Source organism: Devosia elaeis, from assembly GCF_001650025.1.
GTDB lineage: Bacteria > Pseudomonadota > Alphaproteobacteria > Rhizobiales > Devosiaceae > Devosia > Devosia elaeis.
Map to the genome: position 1 here is coordinate 1 of NZ_LVVY01000086.1, position 20,634 is coordinate 20,634.

Here is a 20,634-nt window from a genome sequence, read left to right on the forward strand (position 1 = left end):
CCGGCACCGAGGCGAAGCTCGCCCCATGCCGCAGCCTTCGAGGCGGCGGCAAAGCCGCAAAATCCTTCCGGTGGAAGGATTTTAGCAGAGAAGGCCATGCGACCTATGGTCGAATGGCAGAGGCGAAGGCACAAAGTGAAACCGCAAGCCAGATGGCCGGGCGGCGCTTTGCCATGCCCGGCCCTTCTTGCGCGTCTCAGCGCCCCCCCAGCCCCCATTCGGCATGCTCCAGGGCTGTCATCACGCCGCGCAATTCCGCCAGCCCCTTCATGCGGCCGATGGTTGGATAGCCCGGCTGCGAGCGCCGCCCCAGATCGTCGAGAATGTCCTGCCCATGATCCGGGCGCATCGGGATTTGCCAATCCTTGCGGCCCTCCGCCTTGCGGCGGCGCTCCTCGCGGATCACTGCGGCGATCACCGCCACCATGTCGGTATCCCCGCCCAGATGCTCGGCCTCGTAGAACGAGCCGGCAATGTCGTCATTGTCCCGCTTCACATTGCGCAGATGCAGGAAATGGATTTTCGGCCCGAAGCGCTCGACCATGCCGGGCAGGTCGTTGTCCGGCCGCGCGCCCAGTGAGCCCGTGCAGAAGGTCATGCCGCTGGCCGGGCTGTCCACGGCATCGAGGATGAGCTTGTAGTCTTCCTCGGTCGACATGATGCGCGGCAGGCCGAGCAGCGCGAATGGCGGATCGTCGGGATGACAGCAGAGCCGCAGCCCCAGATCCTCGGCCGTGGGCACCACCTCTTCGAGAAAATCGATGAAATGGGCCCGCAATTGCTCGCGGCTGATCGCGCCATATTCGTCCAGATGCGCCTGTACGTCGGTCAGCGTCATGGATTCGGTCGAGCCCGGCAGGCCCATGGTGACATTGCGGGCCAGCTGCTTCTTGTCGTCCTCGTCCATCGCCTCGAAGCGGCGTCCGGCTTCGTCGGCAATGGCATTGGTGAAATCGGCCGCGGCGCCCGGGCGCTGCAGGATATGAATGTCGAAGGCGGCGAAATCGTTGATGTCGAACCGCATGCACGATCCGCCATGCGCCACGGTCCAGCGCAGGTCGGTCCGCGTCCAGTCCAGCACCGGCATGAAATTGTAACAGATGGTCTCGATGCCGCTATCGGCCAGGTGCTTGATGGACACCTTGTAATTGGCGATATGCTCGCGCCAATCGCCCTTCTGCTTCTTGATATCCTCGCTCACCGGCAGGCTTTCCACCACGTCCCAGGTCAGCCCCGATGCGGTGCCGTCCTTGCGCGTGGCGATCTCCTGGTGGCGCTTGGCGATTTCCTCCGGGGTCCACACCACGCCATTAGGCACATGATGCAGGGCGCTGACCACGCCCACGGCGCCTACCTGGGTGATGTCGTCGATGCTGGTGAGGTCCTTGGGGCCAAACCACCGCCACGTCTGTCGCAACTTGAAACTCCGTCTGAAATCGAGAGATAGAAGGGATGCCGGCTCAGTCGTTGGCCAGCGCGAGAAGTGTGTCCACATGGCAGGGCGTGCCGGCCCGGCACCAGCAGGCCAGGTTCTTGCCGGCCAGCGCGTCATGGATATCCTGGCGGGATGGGCGGGGCCGGTCGGCCTCGATCTCCCCATTCATCCAGCGCCCGTGACGCGCCACGGCCTCGGCCTGGGCGGCGGCCTTGTCGAGCCCGGTTTCGGCCATCACTGCCGCGATGGTGAAGGGATTGCCCCAGGGGCCTGGCCGGGCCACCGATTGCGCCGGCAAGCCATTGATGGCGTGGGAGACCGCCTGCAGATCAAAGCCCGCCCGCCGTGACAAGACAATCCGTACCGGCCTCATTTGCGCATCTCCCGGTCGTAGACGAATTTGGGCATTTCCCAGTTGAAGACCAGCGCCAGGAAACGCAGCGTGAAGCCGATAATGACGGACGCCAGGATCATCAGATTGTCGGGCAGCCCCGCGGTCAGGCCGAGGAAATAGATCGTCCCGGTAATCATCGACACCGTGGCGTAAAGCTCGCCCCGGAAAATCAGTGGAATGTCGTTGCACAGCACGTCGCGCAGAATGCCGCCCGCCGTCCCCGTCACCATGCCGGCCACGATGACGATGATCGGATGCACCCCCGCTTCCATGCCGATATTGCAGCCGATGACCGTGAACACCACCAGCCCCAATGCGTCCAGCAGCAGGAAGGGCCATTTCAGCCGGTCCACCAGCCGCGCCAGCGGGATGGTAAGCAGGGCCGCGCCGCAGACCAGCAGCAGAAGATAGGGATTTTCCACCCAGACCAGCGGATAATGATCGAGCAGGATATCCCGCAAGGTGCCCCCGCCCAAAGCGGTGACGCAGGCGATGAGGCAGACGCCGAACCAGTCCATATTCCGCCGCCCCGCGGCAAGGGCCGCCGTCATCGCTTCGGCCGCGATGGCGATGTAGAAGGCTATCAACAACATGGCGCATTCCCTCGAAGCCGTCGAAACCGGGTTGCCCCGGCCGCGTTACGCCACCAGCATGTGCCCTTCTCGACCCGATGAGGCAAGCATTATGCGCCAGCCCCGTTCCGTCCGCGCCCTCGAAGATTTCGGCCGCGTCCGGCTCAGCGACAACTTCTTCATGCGTGATTTCCTCTATTCGGAAATCGCGGCCATCAATGGCTTCCGGAACCTGCCCGATGACCCCGACCTGGCCATCGCCGCCGGAACCGAACTCTGCGTCCAATTGCTCGAACCCTTGCAGGAAAGGTTCGGTCGCATTTCGGTGCGCTCGGCCTATCGCTCGCCCCAGGTCAACGGCTTCGGCAATGCCAACAAGCTCAGCTGCGGCAGCAATGAAAGTAATTTCGCCGGTCATATCTGGGACAGGCGAAATGCCGCCGGCCATATGGGCGCCACCGCCTGCATCGTGGTCAACCGCTTCATTCCCTATTACGAGACAAGCGGGGATTGGGAAGCCATGGCCTGGTGGGTACACGACCACCTGCCCTATGACGAGATGGAATTCTTCCCCCGCTACGCCGCCTTCAACCTCGCCTGGAGCGAGGCCCCGGAACGGCGCATATCCAGTTTCATCCCGCCACGCCGTGGCGTTCTCACCAAACCCGGAATGCACAATTGGCAAGAACGTCATGACAGCGCCTATGCAGCCATGCTGGCCGCGTTGGACTAAAGGAAATCGGCGCGGTGCGGCGTGAACACGTCGACCAGCCTTCCCTTTTCCAGTGCCACCACGCCATGGACGAGATTGGGCGGCACGATGAAGCTGCCACCCTGCCCGACGATCTCGGTTACCCCGTCAATGGTCACTTCGAAACGGCCTTCGGCGACATAGCTCACCTGGATATGGGGGTGGCTATGCGGCGCGCCGACGGCGCCCTTCTCGAAGCCGAACTCCACCTGCATCAGTTCCGGCGTATGGATCAGCACGCGGCGGGTATTGCCGGGCGCCAGCTCGGTCCATTCGGTTTCGTTCGGTTGAGCGAAGAACTTCTGTTCGGTCATGATCTACCTCGCAAGCCAGCCGCCATCGACCGGGATGACGGCGCCGTGCATGTAAGTGGAGGCGGGGGCGAGCAGGAACACTGCCGCATCGCCGATATCGGATGGAACGCCCCAGCGGCCCGCCGGAATGCGCCCCAGGATGGAGGCCGAACGATCGGGATCATTGCGCAGGGCTTCGGTATTGTTGGTTTCGATATAGCCTGGCGCGATGGCGTTCACATTGATGCCCCGGGCCGCCCATTCATTGGCCAGCAACCTCGTGATGCCGAGCACGCCGCTCTTGGACGCCGTATAGCTCGCCACGCGGATGCCCCCCTGGAAGCTCAGCATCGAGGCGATATTGACGATGCGGGCGCCCCGCCCCGCCTCCAGCGCCTTGCGCCCAAGCGACTGGCAGAGGAAGAACATCGTCTTGAGATTGATGTCCATCACCGCATCCCAATCGTCCTCGGTGAAATCCACCGCATCGACGCGCTTGATGATGCCGGCATTGTTGACCAGCCCGTCGATCGGACCATGCTGGTCCCAGGCCGCCTCGAACATGGCCTGTGCCTCCCGGGTGGAACCGAGATCGGCGCGCACTTCCGCAAAATCCGCGCCCTGTCCGGCCATCAGCGAGGCCGTCTCCGCCATGCCGGAGCGGCCGACGCCGATCACCTTGCCACCCGCCCGGCCGATCGACAGGGCAATGCCCTGCCCGATGCCGGTATTGGCCCCGGTCACCATGACCGTCTTGCCGGAAAGCCCGAAACTGGTGAGATCCATCAGCGCAGCTCGTCCATGCCGACCTTCTCGACATCGGTATAGTCGATGTTATCCCCGGCCATCGCCCATATGAAAGTATAGGCCCCGGTTCCGGCGCCGCTATGGATCGACCAGGGAGGGGAAATGATGGCCTGCTCATTGCGCACGATCAGGTGCCGGGTTTCGTCCGGCTCGCCCATCAGGTGCATCACGAAGGCATCCGGTTGCAGGTCGAAATAGAGATAGGCCTCCATGCGCCGGTCATGCACATGCGCCGGCATGGTGTTCCAGACCGAACCCGGCGCGAACTGGGTGAGCCCCACCACGAGCTGGCAGGTTTTGACGCTGTCCGCATTCACATATTGGTAGATCGACCGCTCGTTCGCCGTCGTGCTGCTGCCCATGTCGAGCCGCTTTGCCCCGCTTTGCTGCAACAAGGTCGTGGGATGGCTGGCATGGGCCGGCGCGCTCAGCAGGTAATATTTCGCGCCATTGCCGGCAAAGCGCACATCCTTGGCGCCCATGCCCACATAGAGCATGTCGCGCAGGCCGACGGCATGGTCGACGCCATCCACCGTAATGGTCCCCGCCGCGCCGATATTGACCGCGATCAGCTCGCGCCGGTCGAGGAAATTGGCCGTGCCGGTCGGCTTGATGGTTTCGAGCACCAAAGCGCCGGCCTCAGGCACGGCGCCGCCCACCGCCATGCGGTCGTAATGGGTATAGGTCCAGCGGACCTGCCCCGCGACGAACAGATCGTCGATCAGGAAGTTCTCCCGCAATTCGCCGGTGCCCATGCCCGCGGCGCTGATCGGGTCGATGGCAAAGCGGATGTCGAATTCGGTGCTCATATTCAGGTCCTAACTGGTCGGGCATTCTCGGCCAGGCGGCTGCGATACCGGTCCTGGCTGCGTGAAAGGTGGTCGCGCATCGCCTCGCGCGCGGCGTCGGCATCGCTGGCGGATATGGCCTCCAGGATGCGGCGGTGCTCGGCATGAAGGCCAACCTGGTATTCGTAGGTCAGCACGCTGTCCGTCCCCCAGGGCGAGGCGACGTCACAGGGAATGGTGCGGCTGCCCAGCGCATCCAGCACCTCGATATAGAAGGGATTGTTGGTCGCTTCGGCCACCGCGCGGTGGAAGGCGAAATCGGTCTTTCCCGTCGGATTGCCTTTTTCCAACAGGCGTCCGAACTCATTCCAGGCCTCGTGGATCGCCGCCTCCTGGCTGCTGGAGCGCCGCTGCGCCGCCAGGCCCGCCGATTCGATTTCGATCCCGATACGCACTTCGAGCACGTTGAGGGCCACCGAGATCTTGTTGGAGCGTTCCCCGGCAATGCTGCTGAATGCCGAACCGGCCTGCGGCATGACGAAAACGCCGGCCCCCTGGCGCGGCTGCACCATGCCATCGGCCGCCAGCGCGGCGATGGCCTCGCGGACCACCGTGCGGCTGACGCCGAAATGCTTGGAAAGCTGGCTTTCCGTGGGCAATTTCTCGCCCGGCCCCACTTCACCGGCGCCGATGCGCTTGCGTAGCGCATCGACGATCATGTCAGCCAGTTTGGGCCTGCGGGCCGGCGGCGGAGTAGCCTCGATCATGGACACGGCATCACCTGAACAGGCTCGGCAACCAGAGCGACAGCGCCGGGATATAGGTCACGAGCCCCAGCACGATCAGCCCGGCCACGTAGAACGGCCACACGCTGCGCATCGCCGTCCAGATCGATATCTTGCCCACGGCCGCCGCCACGAACTGCACCGGCCCCAGGGGCGGCGTGTTCAGCCCGATGCCCAGATTGAGGATCATGATCACGCCGAAATGCACCGGATCGACGCCGAATTTCTGCACCATGGGCAGGAAAATCGGCGTGGTGATGATGATCAGCGGCCCCATGTCCATGAAGGTGCCGAGCAACAGCAGCAACACGTTGATCAGCAGCAGCACCATGATCGGGTCGGTGGTGAGCGTGGAGATGAGATCGGTCAGGATGGGCGCGACCCTGAGATAGGCCATGAGCCAGCCGAAAGAGGCCGCCGCGCCGATGATGAACAGGACCATCGAGGTCGTGCGCACCGCACCGAGGACCGAGTGCACGAACTCGCTCCAGGTAAGAGACCGGTAGACAAGCAAGGTCACCAGCAGGGCGTAGATAACCGCGATGCAGGAACTTTCCGTGGCCGTGAACACGCCCGAGCGCACGCCGCCGAAGATGATTGCGATCAGCATGAGCCCCGGAATGGACACGAGGAAATATTGAAACGCCTTGTAGAAGCCGGGAAAGGGCTCGGTCGGATAGCCGCGCTTCACCGCCACGACATAGGCGGTGATGCCCAGCGCCACGGCCAGCAGGAGGCCCGGAATGATCCCTGCGGTGAACAGGTCCGCAATGGAAATGCGCCCCCCGCCCGACAGCGAATAGATGATCATGTTGTGGCTGGGCGGCAGCAGCAGGGCGATCAGGGCCGCCATCGAGGTGACGTTCACCGCATAATCGGCGCCATAGCCCCGCGCCTTCATCTGCGGGATCATGATGCCGCCCACGGCCGCGGCTTCGGCCACGGCCGAACCGGAAATGCCGCCGAACAGGGTCGATGCGGCGACGTTGACCTGTCCGAGGCCCCCGCGCACATGCCCGATGATGGCGCCGGCGAAGGAAATGATGCGCGCCGCGATTCCGCCGCGCATCATCAGGTCGCCGGCGAAGATGAAGAAGGGAATGGCCAGCAGCGTGAAGCCGGCAAGGCCGGAATTGAGCTGCTGGAACACCACGATGGCCGGGCGGCCGAGATAGACGATGGTGGCGAAGCTTGCGATACCGAGACAGAAGGCGATGGGCGTACCCACCATCATCAGGGCGGTGAAGACACCGAAAAGAATCCAGTATTCCATTGGCGATCAGGCCTCGGTCACGAGTTCAGCAGGCGGCTCGTCGACGGGCTCGCCGGCAAGGCGCAGCAAAATGCGCTCGAGGGCGTAAAGACACATCAGGAAGCCGGAAATGACGATGGGGAGATAGGTCATGGTCTGCGGCACATGCAGGACCGGAATGTTGACGCTCCAGCCGCGAATGGCCAATTGGCCCCCGTAAAAGATCATGCCGAAGGCGAAGGCGAAAACGGCGATGTCGCTGATCACGCGCAGTGCGCCCTTAGCGCCCTTCGGCAGCACATAGAGCAGCACGTCGAATCCCATGTGGAAATTCTCGCGCACGCCCACGGCCGCCCCCAGAAAGACGAACCAGCTCATCAGCATGATGGCTGCGCCTTCCGTCCAGGAGGGCGAGGCATTGACGATGAAACGCATATAGACCTGGAACGCGACGATCGCGGTCATCGCCACCAGGCCGAAGCCTGCCAGCCAGAGCGCCGCATTGGAGGTGGCGCGCAGCACGCCGCTGACAGGCAAAAGCCATTGTCTCACGAAGAAGTCCTCCGAATTGAGAAACCGGGCCGGCTCTCACCGGCCCGGAATGGTCGATCAGCCTTCAGTGGCCTGGATGCGGGCAACCAGATCCTGCAGAGCCGGGTCGGTGACATACTTGTCGTAGACCGGCTTCATCGCTTCGATGAACGGCGCCTTATCGACTTCGTTGATTTTGACACCGAGCGCCTCGATTGCGGCCTTGGATTCGCGTTCCGCGGCCTGCCAGAGCTCGCGCTGGTATGCGACCGATTCCTTGGCCGCTTCACGCATGGCAGCCTGGTCCTCGGGGGTGAGACCATCCCAGATCACCTTCGAGACCACCAGCACTTCGGGCACCATCAGGTGCTCGTTGAGCGAGTAATACTTGGCGACCTCGGCATGGCCGGCCGTGTCGAAGCTGGGATAATTGTTCTCGGCGCCGTCGATAACGCCGGTCTGGATACCCGAATAGACTTCGCCATAGGGCATCGGCGTGGCATTGCCGCCCAGAGCGGCGACCATGTCCACGAAAATATCCGAGCCCATGACGCGGAACTTCATACCTTCCATGTCGGCCACCGAATTGATCGGCTTGGAGCTGTTATAGAAGGAGCGGGCACCGCCGTCGTAATAGGTCAGGGCCACGACATCCACAGCCTCGAAAGCCGCCAGGATTTCGTCGCCGATCGGGCCATCGAGCACGTTGTGGAAGTGCTCGGTGGACCGGAAGATATAGGGCAACTGGGTGACGGTGGCTTCCGGAACCTGGGTGCCGAAGGCCCCGATCGAAATGCGGTTGAGATCGATCACGCCGAACTGGGTCTGCTCGATCGTATCGGCTTCCTGTCCGAGCTGGGCGGAGTGGAACACTTCGACCGTGTACCGGCCGTCGGTCTTTTCGCTCAGCAATTCGCCGAACCTCTTCACCGCTTCGACAGTCGGATAGCCATCGGGATGGGTATCGGACGAACGCAGCACCGTTTGGGCACTGGCGGCCGACACCATCAGGCTGGACGCAATGACGGCGGCGGCCGCCATCTTAGGCAGATGAAACATGAAATCCTCCCAAATTTTCCTCCAACGGCCAGCAACTCCCCGCTGACAGGCCGTTCCGGTGAGCTGACCCACCGCCGATCGGCCCTCCAAGGCGGAAACCCGATCCAGGGCAAAACTGGTATGGAAGTTAAAAAGACAAGTCAACATACAATTACTCGTATGTTGTATGATGAATCTCAAGCTCTAGTTCCGCCGCCGGCAGGCGGCCAAAACAAAAACCCCCGGAACAAGTCCGGGGGCGAATGCATGCAGGAAAGGATGATGTCAGATGTGGATGGCGCCATCGCCCAGGGCCAGGGCGGCTTCCCGGATGGCCTCGGACAGCGTCGGATGGGCATGCGTCGTGCGCGCCAGGTCTTCCGAGGCGCCGGAAAACTCCATCAGCGTCACCAGCTCATGGATCATTTCGCCGGCATTCTTGCCCACGATATGCGCGCCCAGAACCCGGTCGGTTTCCACATCGGCGAGAATCTTGACGAAGCCCTGGGTCGCCAGCATGGCCTTGGCGCGGCCATTGGCGGTGAAGGGGAACTTGCCGATCTTGTAGTCGATGCCCTCGGCCTTGAGCTCGTCCTCGGTCTTGCCGACGGACGCCACTTCCGGATTGGTATAGACCACGGCGGGGATAGCGGCGTAATTCACATGCCCGGCCTGCCCGGCCAGGATTTCGGCAATTGCGATGCCCTCGTCCTCGGCCTTGTGCGCCAGCATCGGCCCGGCGATCACGTCGCCAATGGCATAGATGCCGTCCACCGAGCTCTTGTACTGCGCATCGACCCGGACCCGGCCGCGCTCATCCAGCGCCACGCCGGCAATATCGAGGCCCAGCCCTTCGGTCATCGGCTTGCGGCCGATCGCCACCAGAGCCACGTCGGCCTCCAGCACTTCGGCTTCGCCGCCCTTTGCCGGCTCGACATTGATCTTGAGCGAGCCGTCTTCCTGCTTCTCGATGCCAGCGACCTTGCTGGACAGCTTGAATTCCATGCCCTGCTTCTGCAGCATGCGCTGGAACTGGCGGGCGACCTCGCTATCCATGCCCGGCAGGATACGGTCGAGATATTCCACCACGGTCACCTGCGCCCCGAGGCGCATCCAGACCGAACCCAGTTCCAGCCCGATGACGCCGGCCCCGATGACCACCAGCCGATTGGGAACCTGTTCCAGGGTCAGGGCCCCGGTCGAGGTGACCACCTGCTTTTCGTCGATCTCGATGCCCGGCAGATTGGCGGAGACCGAGCCGGTGGCGATGACGATATTCTTGGTGGCGATTTCCGTCTGGGGCCCGCTCTGCGGCGTCACCAGCACCTTGCCGGCCGACGGGATCGAGCCGATGCCGCGGAACACGGTGATCTTGTTCTTCTTGAACAGATAGTCCACCCCGCCGACATTGGACGCTACCGTCTCGGCCTTGTGGTTCATCATCTGCGGCAGGTTGAGCTGCGGGGCCGGGATATCGATGCCCAGCGCCTTGAAGCCATGGCCAGCCTCTTCGAACAATTCGGAGGCATGCAGCAGGGCCTTGGACGGAATGCAGCCGATATTGAGGCAGGTGCCGCCCAGGGTCGCCCATTTCTCCACCACGGCAACCTTCATGCCCAATTGCGCCGCGCGGATGGCGCAGACATAGCCGCCCGGGCCTGAGCCGATGATGGTAAGGTCGAATTGGTCTGCCATTGTCTAGCCTCGAGGAATTGATCAGCGCTGCTGTGCCAGAGCGACACGAACGGCCAGCGCCAGGAATGTAATGCCGGTAACCCGATTAAACCACCGGCCGGCGCGGAAAAAGCCCTGCCGCACCGAAGGGGTCGTAAAGAAAACCGACACCAATGCAAACCAGGCAAAAAGCATGAGGCTCATGGCTCCCACATAGATCACCTTGGCATCGCCGCCCGTGCGGACCGAAACCAGCGAGGTGAACAGGGCCAGGAAGAACAGAACGGCCTTGGGATTGAGCAGATTGGTCAGGAAACCCAGGGCGAAGGCGGACATGTCGCTGTTGCGGATTGCAGCGTCATCATCCATGTCCGGCATTTGCGGCGGCGGGCTGCGCAAGGCGGAAATGGCCAGCCAGACCAGATAGGCGGCGCCCGCCCATTTCAGGATATTGAACAGAAGCAGCGACTGCCCCACGATCACGCCCACGCCCAGCAGGGTATAGCTGCCGTGCACAAGGATGGACGTCGCAATGCCGGCGGATGTCAGCAGGGCGGCACGACGGCCATGGACGACGGATTGGCGCAGGACCATGGCGAAATCCGCGCCGGGAATGATGGCGTTGATACCGAAGGCGAGCATCAGGCCCGCAAATTCCAGCCAGGGAAATTCCACCGTCGCCACCGCGCGTTAAGACCCGGCAAGCGTTACACCAGCGGCGCGCCTCGGGCAACGCGGGGCTGGACATAGCCCCCTGCCCTTCGGGCAAGGCTGCTAGAACGCCACGCCCGCGAACAGCAGGATCAGCCCGATAAGCGAGATGAACCAGATGCCCGAACGCATCAGTGGAACATCGATGAAATAGGCCGGCAGATAGGCCCAGCGGGCCCAGAACCAGATTTGCGCGCCCCATTGGGTCAGGGCGTCCGAGCGCCCGGACAATTCGGTGGCGACGGCCAGGGCGATGAAAACACCATAGGTTTCAAGGAAATTGCGCAGTGCCCGATTGCCGCGCGCGGTCCATTTGTTCGGCACCCGTTCATTGTCGCGCTGGCTCCCGGCATACCAGAGGCCGTAGTCGAGCCGATAGGCGGTGGATTGCACCAGCACATAGGCCAATGCCAGCACGGCGCTCCACACCAGAAGATTGAGTTCGACGCTCATGGCTCACCGCTGCAATTGCCCTGCGTCCAGAACGGATGAAAGCGCGAAATGGATCAATGGCCTGGACGTTTTTCTCCGACCGGTCAGGAGGCCGAGATTTCCTGGGCCCGCTTGAGGATTTCCGGCAATTGCTTGTCGATGTCGAGCGATCCGCCTTCGACCTGTTCGAGGAAGGCGCGGCAGAACACGTTCTTGTCCGGCGCCTGATTATAGGCGCTCATGATCTGGCTGCCGCCGTAGGTTTCGGCGGCCTCCTGCTGGCCCTCGCTGCCGCCGCCCAAGCGGCTGATCACCCGGTCGGCCAGGTCTAAGTAGCTGATATTCCGCAAATACCAGTTCGCCGCTGCCTCCTTGTAGGCATTGTCGAGCCCGGTGGTTTCATAGCAATGGGTGGTCATGGCCTCCACGATGGCCTTGGAGCCGTGGAAGGCCATCAGCTCGCCGATAAGGGCGGTATTGGTGGCATCGTCCTGCGCTTGGGCCGGCAGGACCGAGGCCATAAAGGCAGCGGCGAGAACTACTTTTCGTCGCAACACAAACTCTCCGATCAGCGCATTCGCATGCGCGCTTTCACTCGCATAAAGACCCAATTCGCTAACAGACTGTTAGCGCTGACACACACCAATTGGTGATCACGAAAAAGGGCCCGCCGAAGCGAGCCCTTGTAGATGTGAAAAGTGGCGAGACCTAGAGGTCGAGCACCAGGCGCTCGGGCGCCTCCAGGCTTTCCTTGACGCGGACCAGGAAGGTCACCGCTTCCTTGCCGTCGACGATCCGATGATCGTAGCTGAGGGCGAGATACATCATCGGACGGATGACGATCTGGCCGCCGACCACGACCGGACGCTCCTGGATCTTGTGCATGCCCAGGATGCCCGACTGAGGAGCATTGAGGATCGGCGTGGACATGAGCGAGCCATAGACGCCGCCATTGGAGATGGTGAAGGTGCCGCCCTGCATGTCGGCCATGGAGAGCGCGCCATCGCGGGCCTTCTTGCCCAGATTGCCGATTTCCTTTTCGATCTCGGCAATCGACATCTGATCGGCATTGCGCACCACCGGGACGACGAGGCCCTTGTCGGTGCCCACGGCGACGCCGATATGGGCGTAGTTCTTGTAGATGAGGTCGTCGCCGTCGATCTCGGCATTGACCGCCGGGATTTCCTTGAGGGCATGCACGACGGCCTTGGTGAAGAAGCCCATGAAGCCCAGCTTGACGCCGTGCTTCTTCTCGAAGAGCTCCTTGTACTGGTTGCGCAGGTCCATCACCGGCTTCATGTCCACCTCGTTGAAGGTGGTGAGCATGGCGGCCGTGTTCTGCGCGTCCTTGAGGCGGCGGGCAATGGTCTGGCGCAGGCGGGTCATCTTCACGCGCTCTTCGCGCGAAGCGTCGTCAGCGGCCACCGGAGCGCGCGGCGCGGGCGCCGGAGCCGGAGCCTTGGCCTCGGCCGCCTTGGCGGCAGGAGCCGCAGCCGGCTTGGCGAGCGCGGCCAGCACGTCTTCCTTGAGCACCTGACCGGCCTTGCCCGACCCGGCAATGTTGCCGGCATCGAGATTGTTCTCGTTGATGAGCTTCTGCGCGGAGGGCGCGGGAGCGCGGTCGGTGGCGGTCACCGGCTTGGCAGCGGGCTCCGGCTTGATCTCCTCGGGACCGGCGGCATTGTTGGCCGGGGTCTCGGTCTTGGCCTCGGCCTGCGGCGCGGCGGCGGCAGCGCCCGAACTGGCGGCGATGGCGCCCAAGAGCGCGCCCACATCCACCGTGTCGCCCGGCTGGGCGGCGATGGCTTCGAGCACGCCGGCGGCCGGCGCCGGCACTTCGATGGTCACCTTGTCGGTTTCGAGCTCCACCAGGGGTTCGTCGGCGGCAACGCTGTCGCCCACCTTCTTGTACCACTGGCCGATGGTCGCCTCGGTGACGCTTTCGCCCAGAGTCGGCACGCGGATTTCTGTCGACATTGAGTTTGTCCTTCTATTTCGGGCCAGAGCGCCTTCGTCCTAAGGACGAATGTGGCGCTCTTTATGTCTTGTCACAAGGCTTTACGCGGCGAATGCATCGTCCAAGAAGGCCTGGAGCTGTTCCAGATGCACGCTCATGCGGCCGGTGGCCGGCGAAGCGGCAGCGGCACGGCCCACATAGCGCACGCGTTGGCCATTGCGCCCCATCTGGTCGAGCACCCATTCCACATAGGGCTGGATGAAGGCCCAGGCGCCCATATTGCGCGGCTCTTCCTGGCACCAGACCACTTCCGCGTTCGGGAAGCGGCTCAGGAGGTCCAGCAGGGCCTTGGCCGGGAACGGGTAGAGCTGTTCGACGCGCAGCAGATAGACATCGTCGATGCCCTTCTTCTCGCGGTCTTCCAGCAGATCGTAATAGACCTTGCCCGTGCACAGGACGACGCGGCGGATCTTCTCGTCGGCGGCCAGCTTGATATTGGTCTTGGGCAGGCCGGGCGCCTCGGCATCGTCCCAGAGCAGGCGATGGAAGACGCTGTCCGGCCCGAGTTCGACCAGGCCCGAGACGGCGCGCTTGTGGCGCAGCAGGCTCTTGGGCGTCATCAGGATCAGCGGCTTGCGGAAGTCGCGCTTCATCTGCCGGCGCAGGATGTGGAAGTAATTAGCCGGCGTGGTGCAGTTGGCGACCTGCATATTGTCTTCGGCGCAGAGCTGGAGGAAGCGCTCGGGACGCGCGGAGGAATGCTCCGGCCCCTGCCCTTCATAGCCATGCGGCAGCAGCATCACCAGGCCCGACATGCGGAACCACTTGCGCTCACCCGAGGAGATGAACTGGTCGATGACGACCTGCGCCCCGTTCACGAAATCGCCGAACTGGGCTTCCCACAGGGTCAGCGCCTTGGGTTCGGACAGCGAATAGCCGTATTCGAAACCGAGCACCGCTTCCTCGGAGAGCATCGAATTGATGACCTCGTAGCGGGACTGGTCGGGCGAAAGATTGTTGAGCGGCGTATAGGTCTTGTTCTCGACCTGCTGGTCATTGAGCACCGAATGGCGCTGGCTGAACGTGCCGCGTTCGCAATCCTGCCCCGAAAGGCGTACCGGATGGCCCTCGGTGACCAGAGTGCCGAAAGCCAGGGCCTCGGCGGTTGCCCAGTCGATCCCCTCACCGCTTTCGATGATGCTGAGGCGATTGTCCATGAAGCGCTTGACGGTCCGGTGGACATTGAAATCCGCCGGAACCTTGGCCAGCTTGGTGCCGATATCGACCAGGCGATCGAGCGCCACACCGGTTTCGCCGCGGCGCGGGCCCTCGTCATGGGCCGGCTTGAAGCTCTTCCATTGGCCATCGAGCCAGTCGGCCTTGTTGGGGCGATAATCCTGCCCCGCCTCGAATTCGGCTTCCAGCTTGGCTTTCCAGTCGGCCTTGAGCTTGGCGACGTCGTCGGCCGTGACATGGCCTTCGCCGATCAGCTTTTCGCTATAGAGCTCCAGCGTGGTCTTGTGGCCGCGAATGCGCGAATACATCAGCGGCTGGGTGAAGCTGGGCTCGTCACCTTCATTGTGGCCGAAGCGGCGATAGCAGAACATGTCGATGACGACGGGCTTGCCGAACTTCTGGCGGTATTCCACCGCGACCTTGGCCGCGAAGACCACCGCTTCAGGATCGTCGCCATTCACGTGCAGCACCGGCGCCTCGATCATCTTGGCGACATCGGTGGGATAGGGCGAGGAGCGCGAATAGATCGGCGAGGTGGTGAAGCCGATCTGGTTGTTGATGACGAAATGGATCGAGCCGCCGGTGCGGTGGCCCTTGAGGCCGGAAAGCCCGAAGCATTCGGCCACGACGCCCTGGCCGGCAAAGGCCGCGTCGCCATGGATCAGCAGCGGCAGCACCATGGATCGGTCCGGCTTGCCCTCCTTGTCGATATTGACCAGCTTGCCATCGGGCGAGATGTGCAAATCCTGCTTGGCGCGGGCCTTGCCCAGCACCACGGGATCGACGATTTCGAGATGGCTCGGATTGGCCGTGAGCGACAGGTGCACCCGGTTATTGTCGAATTCGCGGTCTGAGGAAGCACCCAGGTGGTACTTCACGTCGCCCGAACCCTCGACATCGTCGGGATAGAAGGCGCCGCCCTTGAACTCATGGAACAGGGCGCGGTGCGGCTTGCTCAGAACCTGGGTCAGCACGTTGAGGCGGCCACGATGGGCCATGCCAAGGACGATATCCTTGATGCCCAGGGCGCCACCGCGCTTGATGATCTGCTCGAGCGCCGGAATGGTGGCTTCCGCGCCATCAAGGCCGAAACGCTTGGTGCCGGTATATTTGACGTCGAGGAACTTCTCGAAGCCTTCGGCTTCCACCAGCTTGTTGAGGATCGCCTTCTTGCCCTCGGGGGTGAAGGTTATTTCCTTGTCCGGCCCCTCGATGCGCTCCTGAATCCACTGCTTCTCGTCCGGATCGGAGATATGCATGAATTCGATGCCGACCGTGCCGCAATAGGTCCGCTGCAGGATGGCCAGCATTTCGGGGATGGTGGCGTATTCAAGGCCCAGATAATTGTCGATGAAGATCTTGCGGCCGAAATCGGCTTCGGTGAAGCCATAGCTCTTGGGATCGAGCTCGGGCGCCGGCTCCTCGGCCTTGAGCTTGAGCGGATCGAGATCGGCATGCAGATGCCCGCGCATGCGATAGGCGCGGATCATCATGATGGCCCGGATGCTGTCGCGCGTCGCCTGCAGCACGTCGCCGGCGCTCGGCGCGGGCTTGCCCTCGGCAGCCGCCTTCCTGGCCGTGGCCTTCTCGGTCTTTACGGCGATTTCGCCCCAATTGCCGTCCAGGGCATTGACCAGATCGCCGGCCTCGGCCTGCGGCCAGTCCTTGCGGCCCCAGCTCGGGCCATCGGCATTCTTCTGCGCTTCGGCCTGGCTGTCATCGAGCCTGGAAAAGAAGCTCGACCAGGTCGCATCGACGCTGGAAGGATCGGTCTTGTACCGGGAATAGAGTTGTTCGATGTAGTCGGCGTTCCCCCCATAGAGGAACGAGGTCAGCAAGAACGTGTCGTTCTTTTCCTGTCGTGTCATCGCTTTTGTCGCAGGACCTTGCGCCCTGCCATCCTTCTCAACGGACCGGCCAGCGGCCGATCGAATGTGCGGTCATTAAAGTGGGCGAATATTGACCGCTTTTCCTTTGTATCTTGTTAAGACTTGCGGCGCCCGCAAGAGGCGCCGCGGCTCACCAGATTGTGTAGGCCACCGGTTAACATCGAACCGTGACCGAAGCGCGACCGACATTGGTCGCAGATGGGGCGCCGCACCGCATTTGCCGCCGCCGCCGTCATTGCCGGGCTTGTCCCGGCAATCCATTCTCGGGAGGCGTGGACCACCGGGACAAGACCGGTGGTGACGACATCACGCAAGCCGGCGCAATTTGCGCTCAGCCCTTCAGCACTTCCGCCAGCGTCACGCCGATGCGGGCCGGGGAGGCCGACACCTTGATGCCGGCCGCTTCCATGGCCGCGATCTTTTCTTCCGCGCCGCCCTTGCCGCCCGAAATCACCGCGCCGGCATGGCCCATGGTGCGGCCCGGAGGGGCGGTGCGGCCAGCGATGAAGCCCGCCATCGGCTTCTTGCGGCCCTTCTTGGCTTCGTCGATCAGGAACTGGGCGGCTTCTTCTTCGGCCGAGCCGCCGATTTCACCGATCATGATGATCGACTGGGTGGCTTCGTCGGCCAGGAACATTTCCAGCACGTCGATGAATTCGGTGCCCTTGACCGGGTCGCCGCCGATGCCGACCGCCGTGGTCTGGCCCAGGCCCTCATTGGTGGTCTGGAACACCGCTTCATAGGTCAGGGTGCCCGAACGCGACACGATGCCCACCGAGCCCTTGGAGAAGATCGAGCCCGGCATGATGCCGATCTTGCATTCTTCCGGCGTCAGCACGCCGGGGCAGTTCGGGCCGATGAGGCGCGACCTGGACTTTTCCAGCTTGGCCTTGACCCGCACCATGTCCATGACGGGCACGCCTTCGGTGATGCAGACGATCAGCTCGATTTCCGCATCGATGGCTTCCTCGATTGCGGCGGCGGCGCCCGCGGGCGGCACATAGATCACCGAGGCATTGGCGCCGGTCTTTTCCTTGCCTTCAGCCACGCTGGCGAAGACCGGCAGGCTCGCCGAGGCATCAAGGCCCGAGGTCCAGGTTTCCCCGGCCTTCTTGGGGTTCACGCCGCCCACCATCTGCGTGCCGTAATAATTGAGCGCCTGCTCGGTGTGGAAGGTGCCGGTCTTGCCGGTCAGCCCCTGCACGAGCACCTTGGTGTCTTTGTTGACGAGAATGGACATCTTGTTTCTCTTCCGTCTTGCGGCGCCGGGCGCCTTGTCTTGATGCCCCGGAGGGCGAAAATTACTCGCCGGCCACCGGCGTGAGTGTGGTGAGCTGGATAACGAAGCCCATATTGTCCCAATGGGTAAGCAGCAGGGAATCGCCGCCGGCAAGGCTGGCATAATGCCCGCCATCCTCGGCCACGACCTCGCCCTCATAGCGATCGAGCCCGGCCAGGGCGTCGATCACCGCCTTGCCATCGCCCCGGACATTGGCGATGTCGATGCGGCAATAGCCGAACACCGTGCCGGGATAGGTCTCGACCAGCGAGAACAGGTCGCCCCAACCGATCCCCGGCAGGTCGCGGCCGGCCGAATAGGAGCGCACGAAGGGGCTTTCCGCATCGTCCTCATAGGCGTCCCAGCCGGCGGCTATGGCGTCCTCCACGAGGGTATCGCCGCCGCCGGCAAAGGCCTCGCACATTTCCAGCGCGGCAATGGCCGCCGCGCTGGGGGCAGTCTTGGTCTTGCCCTGCGCCCAGGCAGGCTGGGCCGCAAGAACAAGGACTACCGCAATGGCGAGGCCTGGGCGCATCAGCTCAGTTCCCGATGGCCTTGACGATCTTCTGGGCGGCATCGTCCAGGTCGTCGGCCGAGATGACATTGAGCCCGCTCTGGTCGAGAATGGCCTTGCCTTCCTTGACATTGGTGCCTTCCAGGCGAACCACCAGCGGCACTTCCAGGCCGACTTCCTTGACCGCGGCGATGACGCCCTCGGCAATGATGTCACAGCGCATGATGCCGCCGAAGATGTTGACCAGGATCCCCTTCACCGCCGGATCGGCCGTGATGATCTTGAACGCCGCGGTAACCTTCTCCTTGGACGCGCCGCCGCCCACATCGAGGAAATTGGCCGGCTCGGCGCCATAGAGCTTGATGATGTCCATGGTGGCCATGGCCAGGCCCGCGCCGTTGACCATGCAGCCGATATTGCCGTCCAGCGCCACATAGGCGAGGTCGTATTTCGAGGCCTCGATCTCCTTGGAATCCTCCTCGGTCAGATCGCGCAGCGGCTTGAGCTCGTCATGGCGGAAGGCCGCATTGTTGTCGAAGCTCACCTTGGCGTCGAGCACGCGCAGATGGCCGTCGGTCATCACGATCAGCGGATTGACCTCGAGCAGGCTCATGTCCTTCTCGGTGAAGGCCTTGTAGAGGATCGGGAAGAGGCTCTTGCCGTCTTCGGCGGCAGCACCGTCCAGAGCCAGGGCCGCATTGATCTTCTGCACATCGGCAGCGGTGACGCCGGCGACGGGATCGATGGCCACGGTGATGATCTTGTCCGGCGTATGCTCGGCAACGGCCTCGATATCCATGCCGCCTTCGGTGGACACCACGAAGGAAACGCGGCTGGTGGCGCGATCGACCAGCAGCGAGCAATAGAGCTCGCGGGCGATATCGGCGCCATCCTCGATATAGAGGCGGTTGACCTGCTTGCCGGCCTCGCCGGTCTGCTTGGTCACCAGGGTATTGCCGAGCATTTCGCGGGCATTGGCGATGACGTCCTCGACCGACTTGGCCAGGCGCACGCCGCCCTTGGCATCGGCGGGAAGCTCCTTGAACTTGCCCTTGCCGCGGCCGCCGGCATGGATCTGGCTCTTGACCACATAGAGCGGGCCCGGCAGCGACCTGGCGGCGGCTTCGGCCTCGTCGGCCGAAAAGATGGCCACGCCGGAAGCGACGGGCGCGCCATATTCCTTCAGCAGCGCCTTGGCCTGGTGTTCATGGATATTCATGCTTTTCCCCTTGGATGGGCAGTCAGTAATCCGGCATTTCTGGAGCCGGAAAGCCAAAAGCCGCCGGCGGCGCCAGCGGCTTTGAATGCGTTACGCCAACTTGGGCGCGATCTTCTTGCAGGCCTCGATGAGGCTTTCGACAGCCGCCACCGACTTGTCGAAGGCCTTTTGCTCGGCCGAATTGAGCGCGATCTCGACGACCTTTTCCGCGCCGCCGGCACCGATGATCACCGGCACGCCGACATAGGTGCCCTTGACGCCATATTCGCCGCTGAGCTGCACGGCCGAGGGCAGGACGCGCTTCTTGTCCTTGAGATAGCTTTCCGCCATGGCGATGGCGGAGGCCGCCGGCGCATAGAAGGCCGAGCCGGTCTTGAGCAGGCCCACGATCTCGGCGCCGCCGTCACGGGTGCGCTGGATGATCTCTTCGAGGCGTTCCTTGCTCATCCAGCCCATCTTGACGATGTCGGTCAGCGGAATGCCGGCCACGGTGGAATAGCGGGCCAGCGGCACCATGGTATCGCCATGGCCGCCCAGCACGAAGGCATTGACGTCCTGGATGGAGACGCCCAGTTCCTCGGCGATGAAATGGCAGAAACGCGAGCTGTCCAGCACGCCGGCCATGCCGATCACCTTGTTGGCGGGCAGGCCGGAGAACTTCTGCAGCGCCCAGACCATGGCGTCGAGCGGATTGGTGATGCAGATGACGAAGGCGTTCTTGGCATATTTGGCAATGCCGGCGCCCACCTGCTCCATGACCTTGAGGTTGATTTCCAGGAGGTCATCGCGGCTCATGCCCGGCTTGCGCGGCACGCCGGCGGTGACGATCACCACGTCGGCGCCTTCGATATCCTTGTATTCGGACGTGCCCTTGAGGGCCACGTCGAAACCCTGGGTCGGGGCGGACTGGGCGATGTCGAGCGCCTTGCCGGCACCAACACCATCGACCACGTCGAACATCACGACGTCACCGAGTTCCTTCTGCGCCGACAGCAGGGCCAGGGTCCCGCCGATCTGTCCCGCACCGATAAGGGCAATCTTCCTGCGCGCCATAAGTCCTCATCCCAGACTGCGTTG

21 protein-coding genes are annotated in these 20,634 nt (G+C 63.1%); 1 reads left to right on the forward strand and 20 read right to left on the reverse strand.

Translation table 11 applies throughout. The features are described from left to right. Positions 1–196 precede the first annotated feature (196 nt). From uxuA to A3840_RS10235, 3 genes are read right to left on the reverse strand one after another with little or no spacing between them, the layout of a single operon-like run. On the reverse strand, positions 197–1,417 hold the full coding sequence (gene uxuA / locus A3840_RS10225; RefSeq protein WP_067455835.1) for a mannonate dehydratase: 1,221 nt from the start codon (positions 1,415–1,417) through the stop codon (positions 197–199). A gap of 43 nt (positions 1,418–1,460) precedes the next feature. Further along, positions 1,461–1,808 (reverse strand): DUF4326 domain-containing protein, encoded by a 348-nt coding sequence (locus A3840_RS10230; RefSeq protein ID WP_067455838.1) that lies wholly within the window; start codon positions 1,806–1,808, stop codon positions 1,461–1,463. Continuing rightward, on the reverse strand, positions 1,805–2,422 hold the full coding sequence (locus A3840_RS10235) for a trimeric intracellular cation channel family protein (protein ID WP_067455839.1): 618 nt from the start codon (positions 2,420–2,422) through the stop codon (positions 1,805–1,807). The genes A3840_RS10230 and A3840_RS10235 overlap by 4 nt, the downstream gene beginning before the upstream one ends. Positions 2,423–2,513: 91 nt before the next feature. Between A3840_RS10235 and A3840_RS10240 the strand changes: the two genes are divergently transcribed. Then, entirely contained in the window at positions 2,514–3,134 is a 621-nt protein-coding gene (locus A3840_RS10240; protein WP_067455841.1) for a hypothetical protein, read from the forward strand. On the opposite strand, the gene A3840_RS10245 is transcribed toward A3840_RS10240, so the two are convergent. The 17 genes from A3840_RS10245 to mdh all read right to left on the reverse strand — a co-directional run bounded on the left by A3840_RS10245 (position 3,131) and on the right by mdh (position 20,610). Then, positions 3,131–3,466 carry a cupin domain-containing protein gene (locus A3840_RS10245; protein ID WP_067455849.1) on the reverse strand — a complete coding sequence of 112 codons (336 nt, stop codon included), beginning with the start codon at positions 3,464–3,466 and terminating at the stop codon, positions 3,131–3,133. The two genes, A3840_RS10240 and A3840_RS10245, sit on opposite strands and share 4 nt — an antisense overlap. A 3-nt stretch (positions 3,467–3,469) precedes the next feature. Continuing rightward, a complete protein-coding gene (kduD, locus tag A3840_RS10250; protein WP_067455856.1) occupies positions 3,470–4,231 on the reverse strand; it encodes a 2-dehydro-3-deoxy-D-gluconate 5-dehydrogenase KduD in 762 nt (253 codons plus the stop codon). Beyond that, a complete protein-coding gene (gene kduI, locus A3840_RS10255; protein WP_067455858.1) occupies positions 4,231–5,061 on the reverse strand; it encodes a 5-dehydro-4-deoxy-D-glucuronate isomerase in 831 nt (276 codons plus the stop codon). The genes kduD and kduI overlap by 1 nt, the downstream gene beginning before the upstream one ends. Positions 5,062–5,063: 2 nt before the next feature. Continuing rightward, positions 5,064–5,807 (reverse strand): FadR/GntR family transcriptional regulator, encoded by a 744-nt coding sequence (locus tag A3840_RS10260; RefSeq protein ID WP_067455861.1) that lies wholly within the window; start codon positions 5,805–5,807, stop codon positions 5,064–5,066. A 10-nt stretch (positions 5,808–5,817) separates the two neighbouring features. Next, the gene (locus tag A3840_RS10265; protein ID WP_067455863.1) at positions 5,818–7,098 is read right to left on the reverse strand and encodes a TRAP transporter large permease; all 1,281 of its coding nucleotides are present in this window, start codon (positions 7,096–7,098) and stop codon (positions 5,818–5,820) included. A 6-nt stretch (positions 7,099–7,104) separates the two neighbouring features. Further along, a complete protein-coding gene (locus A3840_RS10270) occupies positions 7,105–7,629 on the reverse strand; it encodes a TRAP transporter small permease (RefSeq protein WP_067455866.1) in 525 nt (174 codons plus the stop codon). A 57-nt stretch (positions 7,630–7,686) separates the two neighbouring features. Further along, positions 7,687–8,667 (reverse strand): TRAP transporter substrate-binding protein, encoded by a 981-nt coding sequence (locus tag A3840_RS10275; protein ID WP_067455868.1) that lies wholly within the window; start codon positions 8,665–8,667, stop codon positions 7,687–7,689. A gap of 264 nt (positions 8,668–8,931) precedes the next feature. Continuing rightward, the gene (gene lpdA / locus A3840_RS10280; RefSeq protein ID WP_067455870.1) at positions 8,932–10,341 is read right to left on the reverse strand and encodes a dihydrolipoyl dehydrogenase; all 1,410 of its coding nucleotides are present in this window, start codon (positions 10,339–10,341) and stop codon (positions 8,932–8,934) included. A 21-nt stretch (positions 10,342–10,362) separates the two neighbouring features. After that, positions 10,363–10,995, reverse strand: a complete 633-nt coding sequence (locus tag A3840_RS10285) for a LysE family translocator (RefSeq protein ID WP_067456350.1) — start codon at positions 10,993–10,995, stop codon at positions 10,363–10,365. A gap of 99 nt (positions 10,996–11,094) precedes the next feature. Beyond that, a complete protein-coding gene (locus tag A3840_RS10290; protein WP_067455871.1) occupies positions 11,095–11,484 on the reverse strand; it encodes an MAPEG family protein in 390 nt (129 codons plus the stop codon). A gap of 83 nt (positions 11,485–11,567) precedes the next feature. Continuing rightward, positions 11,568–12,017 (reverse strand): hypothetical protein, encoded by a 450-nt coding sequence (locus A3840_RS10295; RefSeq protein WP_131798299.1) that lies wholly within the window; start codon positions 12,015–12,017, stop codon positions 11,568–11,570. A 154-nt stretch (positions 12,018–12,171) separates the two neighbouring features. Next, positions 12,172–13,440 (reverse strand): 2-oxoglutarate dehydrogenase complex dihydrolipoyllysine-residue succinyltransferase, encoded by a 1,269-nt coding sequence (gene odhB / locus A3840_RS10300; protein ID WP_067455877.1) that lies wholly within the window; start codon positions 13,438–13,440, stop codon positions 12,172–12,174. Positions 13,441–13,521: 81 nt separating this feature from the next. Further along, on the reverse strand, positions 13,522–16,524 hold the full coding sequence (locus A3840_RS10305; RefSeq protein WP_067455880.1) for a 2-oxoglutarate dehydrogenase E1 component: 3,003 nt from the start codon (positions 16,522–16,524) through the stop codon (positions 13,522–13,524). Positions 16,525–16,876: 352 nt separating this feature from the next. After that, positions 16,877–17,785, reverse strand: a complete 909-nt coding sequence (sucD, locus tag A3840_RS10310) for a succinate--CoA ligase subunit alpha (protein WP_067455881.1) — start codon at positions 17,783–17,785, stop codon at positions 16,877–16,879. A gap of 61 nt (positions 17,786–17,846) precedes the next feature. Beyond that, a complete protein-coding gene (locus A3840_RS10315) occupies positions 17,847–18,359 on the reverse strand; it encodes a hypothetical protein (protein WP_067455884.1) in 513 nt (170 codons plus the stop codon). A 4-nt stretch (positions 18,360–18,363) separates the two neighbouring features. Next, positions 18,364–19,557 carry an ADP-forming succinate--CoA ligase subunit beta gene (gene sucC / locus A3840_RS10320; RefSeq protein WP_067455887.1) on the reverse strand — a complete coding sequence of 398 codons (1,194 nt, stop codon included), beginning with the start codon at positions 19,555–19,557 and terminating at the stop codon, positions 18,364–18,366. Positions 19,558–19,647: 90 nt separating this feature from the next. Then, positions 19,648–20,610 carry a malate dehydrogenase gene (gene mdh, locus A3840_RS10325; protein WP_067455890.1) on the reverse strand — a complete coding sequence of 321 codons (963 nt, stop codon included), beginning with the start codon at positions 20,608–20,610 and terminating at the stop codon, positions 19,648–19,650. Between the last annotated feature and the right edge of the window lie 24 nt (positions 20,611–20,634).